The organism is Streptomyces sp. NPDC091682 (genome assembly GCF_044756625.1).
GTDB lineage: Bacteria > Actinomycetota > Actinomycetes > Streptomycetales > Streptomycetaceae > Streptomyces.
In genome coordinates, this window is sequence record NZ_JBIVTH010000056.1 from 1 (window position 1) to 9,668 (window position 9,668).

1 protein-coding gene and 1 pseudogene are annotated in these 9,668 nt (G+C 74.0%); both read right to left on the reverse strand.

The window, feature by feature from the left end; genetic code table 11:
* Positions 1 to 5,413: pseudogene (locus tag ACIQK6_RS42825) on the reverse strand (SDR family NAD(P)-dependent oxidoreductase); the annotation flags it as partial.
* A gap of 106 nt (positions 5,414 to 5,519) precedes the next feature.
* Positions 5,520 to 9,668: SDR family NAD(P)-dependent oxidoreductase (locus ACIQK6_RS42830; RefSeq protein WP_402697801.1), on the reverse strand; the 4,149-nt coding region annotated here is incomplete at its 5' end.

Here is a 9,668-nt window from a genome sequence, read left to right on the forward strand (position 1 = left end):
GCAGTCGCTGCTGCGGGTCGGTGGCCAGCGCCTCGCGCGGGCTGATGCCGAAGAACTCGGCATCGAAGTCGGCCGCGTCGTGCAGGAAGCCGCCCGACCTGGTGAGGGTCTTGCCGATCTTGCCGGGCTCAGGATCGTAGAGCCCTTCGGTGTCCCAGCCGCGGTCGGTGGGGAAATCGGTGATGCCGTCGCGGCCGGCGACGAGCAGGTCCCACAGGTTCTCCGGCGACTGCACGTCGCCGGGGAACCGGCAGCTCATGCCCACGATCGCGATCGGTTCGTCGTACGAGAGGGCCGCGGCCGGGCCGACCCCGGCGGCGGAGGCCTCGACGGTGCTCTCCTCGTCCCCGACGAGTTCGGTCTTCAGGAACCGGGCGAGGACGTCGGACGCGGGGTAGTCGAAGACGAGGGTCGCGGGCAGCCGCAGTCCGGTCTCCTTCTGGAGCCGATTGCGCAGCCCGACCGCGGAGAGCGAGTCGAAGCCCAGTTCCTTGAACGCGCGTTGCGGCTCCACGGAGTCCTTGGCGTCGTGGCCGAGAACGCCCGCGACCTGGGTGCGTACCAGGTCGAGCAGGTGTGCGTCGCGCTCCTCGTCCGGCATCCGCGTCAACCGCTCCTGGAGCGTGCCGGTACCCGCGGCCGGGCCGCCGGCCGCCGAGCGGCGTGCCGGGGTGTGGACCAGGCCGCGCAGCATGGCCGCGGGCTGTCCGGAGGCGCGCTGCAGGGCGGCGAAGTCCCAGCGCGCGGGGAGCAGTACGGCTTCGTCGGCGGCCAGCGCGGCGTCGAAGAGCCCGGTGCCTTCGTCGGGTGAGAGGGCGAGGACGCCCGCCTCGGCCATCCGGTCGAGGTCGGTCCGGGTGAGGCGGCTGCCCATGCCCGTACTGCCGTCCCACAGGCCCCAGGCCAGCGAGACCCCGGCGAGGCCCTGGGAACGACGGTCTGCCGCCAGGGCGTCCAAGTAGGCGTTGGCCGCGGCGTAGTTGCCCTGTCCTGCACCGTCCAGGGTGCCCGCCACGGAGGAGAACAGGACGAAGGCGCTCAGGTTCAGTTCGCGGGTCAGCTCGTGCAGGTGCCAGGCCGCGTCGATCTTGGGCCGCAGGACGGTGTCGAGGCGGTCCGGGGTGAGGGCGGGGATCGTGCCGTCGTCGAGGACACCGGCCGCGTGCACGACGCCGGTCAGCGCGTGCGCCGCGGGGACGGCCTCCAGCAGTTTCGCCAGCGCGGCCCGGTCGGTGACGTCGCAGGCGGCGAAGGTGACGCTGTCGGCACCCGCCTCGGCCAGTTCCGCGCGGAGCTCGGCGGCCCCCGGGGCGTTCTCCCCCCGCCGGCTGACGAGCAGCAGGTGCCGTACGCCGTGTGCGGCGACGAGGTGGCGGGCGAAGAGCGCGCCCAGGCCGCCGGTCGCACCCGTGATCAGGACGGTGCCTTCCGCGTCCCAGACCGGCGCCGAGTCCGAGGTCTGGGCGGGGAGTTGGGGGACGCGGGCCAAGCGCGGTACGAGGACGGCGCCGGCGCGGACGGACGTCTCGGGCTCGCCGGAGGCAACGGCGGCGCGAACCGAGGGCAGTTGGTCGGGAAGGGGGTCCACGTGGACCAGGACGATCCTGCCCGGATCCTCCTCCTGCGCCGAGCGCACCAGGCCGGTCACGGCGGCGCCCGCCAGGTCCCCCTGCCTGGTGACGACGGCCAGGGTCGCCGAGGCGAACCGCTCGTCCGACAACCAGGCTTGCAGGAACTGGAGGACCCGCAGCACTTCACCGCGCACGGCGTCGGGGTGGGTGTCCGTGGTGGCCGCGGGACGGGTGCCGGTGGTGCCCGCGGCGAGCACCACCACGTCCGCGGGCGTGCCCGCCGCGGCGGCCAGCGCGGCCAGGTCCGCATGGTGTTCGGCCCGTCCGCCCGCCGCGCGCAGCGCCTCGACGAGGCCGTCGGTGTCGTCGCCGAGTACGGCCCAGCGGCCGGTGTCCCGGACCGGTCCGCCGTTCACGGCCGGAATCCAGTCCAGCCGGAACAGGGCGTCGTGGGTCGCGGTCGAGGCGGCGGCGAGTTGTTCGGCGGTGATGGTGCGCAGTGCCAGGGACTCCACGGACGCGACGGGAGCGCCGGTGGCGTCGGCGATCTCCAGCGACACGGCTTCCTGGCCGTCGGGAGCGAGGCGCACCCGCAGTGCGGTGGCGCCCGTCGCGTACAGGGACACCCCGCTCCAGGCGAAGGGCAGCCGGATGCTCCCCTCCCCCGGGTCCGACGCGGCGCGGTCGCCGAGTCCGGCGGCGTGCAGGGCCGCGTCGAGGAGCGCGGGGTGCAGGCCGAAGCGGCCCGCCTGGTCCTGCGCGTCCTCGGGCAGCGCGATCTCGGCGAAGACGTCGTCGCCGCGCTTCCACGCGGCGCGCAGGCCCTGGAAGACGGGCCCGTAGCCGTAGCCCTCGCGAGCCATCCGTGCGTACTCGCCGGACACGTCGACGGCGGCGGCGCCCTTCGGCGGCCACGCCGTCAGGTCGAACGCGGCCGCGTGCTGCTCGGGTACGAGGCTGCCCGCGGCGTGCACGGTCCAGGGCGCGTCCGGGCCGCCGTCCGCGCTCCGGTCGTCCGGGCGCGCGTACACGTGGACCGGGCGCCTGCCGTCGTCACCGGGTGCGCCGACCGACACCTGGACCTGGACGCCACCGTGCTCGGGGAGCACCAGCGGCGCGGTCAGCGTCAGATCGTCGAGCCGGCCGCAGCCGACCTGGTCGCCCGCTCGTATGGCCATCTCGACGAACGCGGTGCCGGGCAGCAGGACCGTGCCGCCGGCCGCGTGGTCGGCCAGCCAGGGCTGGGTGTCGAGACCGACGCGGCCGGTGAGCACCGCTTCGTCGGCGTGGGCCAGGGCGATCGCCGCACCGAGCAGGGGGTGGTCCGCGGCACTCAGGCCCAGCGAGGCGGCGTTGCCCGTCTCCAGGAGGGCTTCGGGCCAGTGCCGCTTGTGCTGGAAGGCGTACGTGGGCAGATCGACGCGATGGGCGCCCCGGCCCTCGAAGAAGGCCGCCCAGTCCACCGGGACGCCGTGCACATGGGCCTCGCCGAGCGCTCCGGCGAGCGCCCCGGGGCCGTTGTCGTGCGCTCCGGGGCCGTCGATGACCACGGCGGGTGCGCCCGCGCCCGCCTCGGGTGCGGCGTTGCGGATGCTATCCGAGAGCGCCGGGTGGGCGCCGGCCGTGAGGAAGACCGTGTGGCCGGTCTCCAGGAGGGCGCGGGCCACCGCGTCCGTGTCTTCGTCGTCCCTGGCGCCGTCCGGGTCCGCGGTCCAGTACGCGGCGTCGAGTGCCGAGCCGTCCAGGGCCGCGCCGGTCGCCGCCGAGTAGAGGGGGATCCGGGTCGGTCGGGGGTCGACGCCCGTGGGAGTGCCGGCTGCGACGCGGGCCGCGTCGGTCAGGGACAGCGCCCCGGCGACCTGGGCCGCGGCGATCTCGCCGCTGCCCTGCCCGAGTACGGCGGCGGGCCTCACTCCGTACGCGCGCCACAGGGCCGCGAGCGAGACCAGCACCGCGAACAGGCCGGCCCGCGCCACGTCCGGGCGCTCCGGTGCCGGGGCGCCCGGCTCATTGCGGACCACGGCGAGCAGGTCCCAGCCCGTGTGGGCGCCCAGCGCGGCGGCGCTCTCACGGAAGGTCTCCGTGAAGGCCGGTGAGGTGTCCAGCCATGCGACTGCGGTGTCGTGCCAGTGTGTTGCGTCTCCCGGGAGAACGAGCACCGTACGGGGTTCGCCCGTTGCCGCGCCGCGCACCAGAGCGGCGGCGGGTTCACCGGCGGCGAGCGCACGCAGCGCAGCCAGTGTGCCCTCCCGGTCGGACGCGGTCAGTGCCGCGCGGTGCTCCAGGTGGGTGCGCGAGGTCGCCAGCGAGTACGCCACGTCCAGCGGGCGCGGCGGCGCGTCGCCCTCGATGCGGCGCAGGAGGCGCTGTGCCTGGGCGCGCAGCGCGGGTTCGCTCGCGGCCGACAGGAGGTGGGGCAGGGCGGTGCCGGTCGGCTCCGCGGGGGCGTCCGCCACCGGTTCGGTGGGCGGCGCCTCCTCGATGATGACGTGGGCGTTGGTACCGCTGATGCCGAAGGACGAGATGCCCGCGCGGCGCGGCGCTCCGTCGACCGTGTCCCAGGGCAGCGCCTCGGTGAGCAGCTCGACCTCACCCGCCGCCCAGTCCACCTGGGAGCTCGGTGCGTCCACGTGCAGGGTCCTGGGCAGTACGCCGTGCCGCATGGCCTGCACCATTTTGATGATGCCCGCGGCTCCGGCGGCGGCCTGGGTGTGGCCCATGTTGGACTTGATGGAGCCCAGCCGCAGCGGGCGGCCTGCGGGGCGCTCCTGGCCGTACGTCGCCAGGAGCGCCTGCGCCTCGATGGGGTCGCCGAGCCGGGTGCCGGTGCCGTGCGCCTCCACCGCGTCGACCTCGGCGGCGGACAGCCTGGCGTTGGCCAGGGCCGCCCGGATGACGCGCTGCTGGGCGGGACCGTTGGGCGCGGTCAGGCCGTTGCTCGCGCCGTCCTGGTTGAGGGCGGAGCCACGTACGACGGCAAGGACGCGGTGGCCGTTCCTGCGCGCGTCGGAGAGCCGCTCCAGTACGAGCATGCCGACGCCCTCGGCCCAGCCGGTGCCGTCTGCGGACTCCGCGAAGGACTTGCAGCGGCCGTCCGGGGCGAGGCCGCGCTGTCTGCTGAACTCCACGAAGGTGCGCGGTGTCGACATCACGGTCACGCCGCCGGCCAGGGCGAGCGTGGAAGTGCCCTGGCGCAGCGACTGGCTCGCCAGGTGCAGCGCCACCAGGGAGGACGAGCAGGCGGTGTCGATCGACACCGCCTGACCCTCGAGCCCGAGGGAGTACGAGACGCGGCCCGAGACCACGCTGCTGTCGATGCCGACGACGAGGAAGCCCTCGGCGCCCTCGGCAACCGTGCCCGGCTTGGCGTGGTAGTCCGCGGCCATCACTCCGACGAACGCGGAGGTGAGACTGCCGCGCAGGGTGCGCAGATCGATTCCGGCGTCCTCGAACGCCTCCCACGACGCCTCCAGGACGGCCCGCTGCTGGGGGTCGGTGGCGGACGCCTCGTGCGGGCTCATGCTGAAGAAGGACGCGTCGAACAGCGGTGCTTCGTGCAGGAACCCGCCCTCCTTGGCGTAGGTCTTGCCGGAGCGCGACGCGTCCTCGTCGAAGATTCCGGCGAGGTCCCAGCCGCGGTCGTCCGGGAAGCCGGTGATGGCGTCCCGGCCCTGCGCGACCAGGTTCCACAAGTCCTCGGGGTTCTCCACACCGCCGGGAAAACGGCAGCTCATGCCGACGATGGCGATCGGCTCGTTGGCGGCGGCGACGGCCTGGTCGTGGCGCTGGCGCAACCGTTCGTTCTCCAGGAGAGACGTGCGCAACGCCTCTGCGATCTGCTCGACAGAAGTACCCACGGTTACTTTTCGCCTTCCTCGGTCACTCGGATTCCCCAGTCATCGCGTTCCCCGGCCGTTCGGATTCCTCGGTCACCGGATTCCTCAGTGGTCACTCGGAGTCGCTGCGCTTGGCGGCCTCGGCCATGAGGGCCTCGATGTCCATCGCCATGATCGTGTCGCTCCGGTCCTCCTGCGGCCCGGCGGCGACCGCCTCGTCCGTGCCGACCAGCGCGAGCAGGGCGTCCAACAGCCCGGCCTCGCGGATGCGGTCGAGCGGAATGGCGCCGAGCGTCCTGCGGAAGGCCTCCTCGTCGGGGACCTCCGTCGGGGCCGCGGCATTGTCCGGGAGCAGTTCCTCCAGGAGGTGCTTCGAGAGGGCCACGGGGCTCGGGTAGTCGAAGATGAGCGTCGCCGGCAGCCGCTGGCCCGTCGCCTTGTTGAGCCGGTTGCGGAGCTCGATGGCGGTGAGCGAGTCGAAGCCCACTTCCTGGAACGAGCGGGCCGGATCCACCAGGGCCGCGGAGGAGTGGCCGAGTACGGCGGCGACATGGGCGCAGATCAGGCTCTGCAGCAGACGCAGCTGTTCGTCCTGGGAGAGTCCGGCCAACTGCTCCTCCAGCGTCTCTCCGGCGAGCGGATCGGCCGTGGCCTGCACGGCCCGGGGTGCCCGGGCGGCGGGCGCGGCGACCAGGCCGCGCAACAGGGCGGGGACGCCGTCGGGGCGGGCCCGCAGTGCTGCCGGGTCCAGCCGGACCGGTACCAGGAACGGTTCGTCCGAGCCCAGCGCGGCGTCGAGCAGAGCCAGGCTGTCCTCGGCGGAAAGCCCCACGAGGCCGCCGGAGTTGAGGCGCTTGACGTCGGTGCGGGTAAGGCGGCTGCCCATGCCCGTGCCGCTGTCCCACAGGCCCCAGGCCAGCGAGAGCCCGGCCAGGCCAGCTTCTCTGCGCTGTCGTGCGAGGGCGTCGAGGAAGGAGTTGGCGGCGGCGTAGTTGCCCTGCCCGGCGCCGTCCAGGGTGCCCGCGACCGAGGAGAACAGGACGAAGGCGCTCAGGTCCAGGTCGGCGGTCAGCTCGTGCAGGTGCCAGGCCGCGTCCGCCTTGGGCCGCAGTACGGTGTCCAGCCGTCCGGCGGTGAGAGCCGGGATCGTTCCGTCGTCCACCACTCCGGCGGTGTGCACGACGCCGGTGAGCGGATGTTCGGCCGGGACTGCCTTCAGGAGCGCGGCGAGGGCGTCGCGGTCTCCGGTGTCGCACGCCGCGACGGTGATGATCTTGGCACCCGAGTCGGCGAGCTCCTCGCGGAGCTCATCGACGCCGGGGGCGTCTTCACCGCGACGGCTGACGAGCAGCAGGTGCTGTACGCCGTGCGCGGCGACGAGGTGCCGGGCCACCAGGCTGCCCAGTCCGCCCGTACCGCCGGTGATCAGGACCGTTCCGTCCGTGTCGAACTCCACCGGGTCGGCGGCGGCCGTCGCGGCGAGCCGGGGGACGAGGAACGCGCCTTCGCGCAGTGCCAGCTCGGGCTCGCCCGTCGCCAGTGCGGCGGGCAGCGCCCGCAGCGACAGCTCGGATCCGTCGAGGTCGACCAGGACGATCCGGCCGGGGTTCTCCAACTGCGCCGAACGCACCAGGCCCCGGACGGAGGCGCCGGCCAGGTCGGCGGTGCCCGAGCCGCCGGCGGACACCGCGCGGGTGGTCACGACGGCCAACGTCGCGGACTCGAACCGCTCCTCGGCCAGCCAGGTCTGGAGCGCTTCCAGGACCCGGCCGGTTTCGGCCCGTACGGCCTGGAATCCGCTCGCGGCCGAACCGGCGGGCAGCAGCACCACATCGGCGGCCGTCACCGCACCCAGGTCGGTGGCCGTCGTGACGGCCGGCGCCGAGGCCCAGTCCTGCGCCTGTGTGCCGACCACGACCCAACGCCCCGCGGCGGGGGCGGTGTCGAGGGGGTGCTCGGTCCACTCCAGACGGTACGGCGGCCGTGTCCCGCCTCCGCGTGCGGCCTCGATCTGCTCGACCGACACCGGCCTGGCCGCCATGGAAGCGACCGTCATCACGGGCAGGCCCGCGCTGTCGGTGATCGTCAGGGACGATTCGTCGGGGGCCGACGAGGTGACGCGGACCCGCAGCGAGGTGACGCCGGGGGTGAGCAGCGATACGCCGGACCAGGCGAAGGGCAGCGAGGCGCCCTTCGTGTCGCGCGGGGAGTTGTCGAGCAGCTCGGTGGCGTGCAGGGCGGCGTCGAGGAGTGCCGGGTGCAGGCCGAACGCGGCGGCGGCGCCGTGCGCCTCCTCGGGGAGCGCCACCTCGGCGAACACCTCGGAGCCGCGTCGCCAGGCGGCCTTGAGGCCCTGGAACACGGTGCCGTACTGGAGCCCGTCGGCGGCGAGTCCGGCGTAGAGGTCGTCCAGTCCGACGGCCGTGGCGCCCTTGGGCGGCCACACGCCGAACCCGACGGACTGCGTGGGCGGCGCGTCGGTGAGGGTGCCGGTGGCGTGCAGCAGCCACGGCCGCTCGCCGGCCAGGTCCTCGGTTCGCGAGTAGACGGAGAGGGGCAGCCGGCCGGTCTCGTCCGGGTCGCCGACGCTGACCCGTATCTGGGCCCCGCCGCGCTCGGTGAGGACCAGCGGCGCCTGGAGGGTGAGTTCCTCCAGGAAGCCGTGGCCGGTGTACGTGCCGGCCCGGATCGCCATGTCGACGAAGGCCGTACCGGGCAGCAGGACCGCGCCCGCGACGGCGTGGTCGGCCAGCCAGGGCTGGGTGTCGAGACCGACCCGGCCGGTGAGCAAGTAGGCCTCGGAGTTGGGTAGTTCGACCGCTGCACCCAAGAACGGGTGCGCGGTGGCGACCTGCCCGAGGGTCGACGCGTCGCCCGCCGCGGCCACCGCGTCGAGCCAGTAGCGCTCGCGCTGGAAGGCGTACGTCGGCAGGTCGACGCGACGTGCACCCGAACCGGCGTACAGCGTCGGCCAGTTCACGTCGGTGCCGGCTTCGAAGGCCCGGGCCAGCGCGGTCAGCAGGGTGCTCGCCTCGTCGCGGTCCTTGCGCAGGACCGGGACCAGGAGCGCGGTGTCCGCCAGGGAGGCCTGGGCCATCGCGGAGAGCACCCCGTCGGGGCCCAGCTCGACGAAGGTCGTGACGCCCGCGGCTTCCAACGTGCGGATGCCGTCGGCGAAGCGCACCGCCTGACGGACGTGCCGCACCCAGTACTCCGGGTCCGACAGCTCTCCCGCGTCCGCGACCTGTCCGGTCACGTTGGACACCACGGCGATGCGCGGCTCACCGAATTCGAGCTCCTGAACCACGTGGCGGAACTCGTCGAGCATCGGGTCCATCAGCGGCGAGTGGAACGCGTGCGAAACGTTCAGCTGCTTCGCGGCGAACCCCGCGTCCTCCAGCTCGGCGACCACGGCGGCGACCGCGGCCTGCTCCCCGGAGATCACCACGGACCGCGGCCCGTTGACGGCAGCGATGCCGACCCGGTCCTCGCGGCCGTCCAGCAGGGGAAGTACGTCCGCCTCGGTGGCCCGCACGGCCACCATCACTCCGCCGGCGGGCAGGGCCTGCATCAGCCGGCCCCGCGCGGCGACCAGCCGGCACGCGTCCTCCAGGGACAGGATCCCCGAGACGTGCGCGGCGGCGATCTCGCCCACCGAGTGGCCGGCCAGGAAGTCCGGCCGCAGACCGAACGACTCGACGAGGCGGAACAGCGCCACCTCGACCGCGAACAGCGCGGCCTGGGTGTACGCGGTCTGGTCCAGCAGCTGCTGGCCACCGCCCTGGTCACCGCCCTGGTCTCCGTCCTGCTCACCGGCGACGACCTCCCGGAGCGGGCGGTCGAGTCCGGTGTCGAGGAGCGCGTAGGTCTTGTCCAGCGCCGCTGCGAACACCGGGAAGCGTCGGGCGAGTTCGTGGCCCATGCCGAGGCGCTGCGCGCCCTGGCCGGTGAACAGGAAGGCGGTCTGCCCGTCGGAGGTCGCGGCGCGCGGACCGTGCTCGCCGTCCGTCTCACCAGCGGCGATGGCCGCGAGGCCCGCCAGCAGTGCGTCACGGTCCGTGCCGAGCACCACCGCACGGTGGTCGAGTACGGCTCGCGTGGAGGCCAGTGAGAAGCCCACGTCGGCCGGCGACAGGTCGCCGTCGACGACGTGTTCGTGCAGTCGTGCTGCTTGGGCGCGCAGTGCCTCGGGGGTGCTGCCGGAGACCACCCACGGCACGGGAACGCCCGAGGGCCACTGCCCGACCTCCACCGAAGCCTC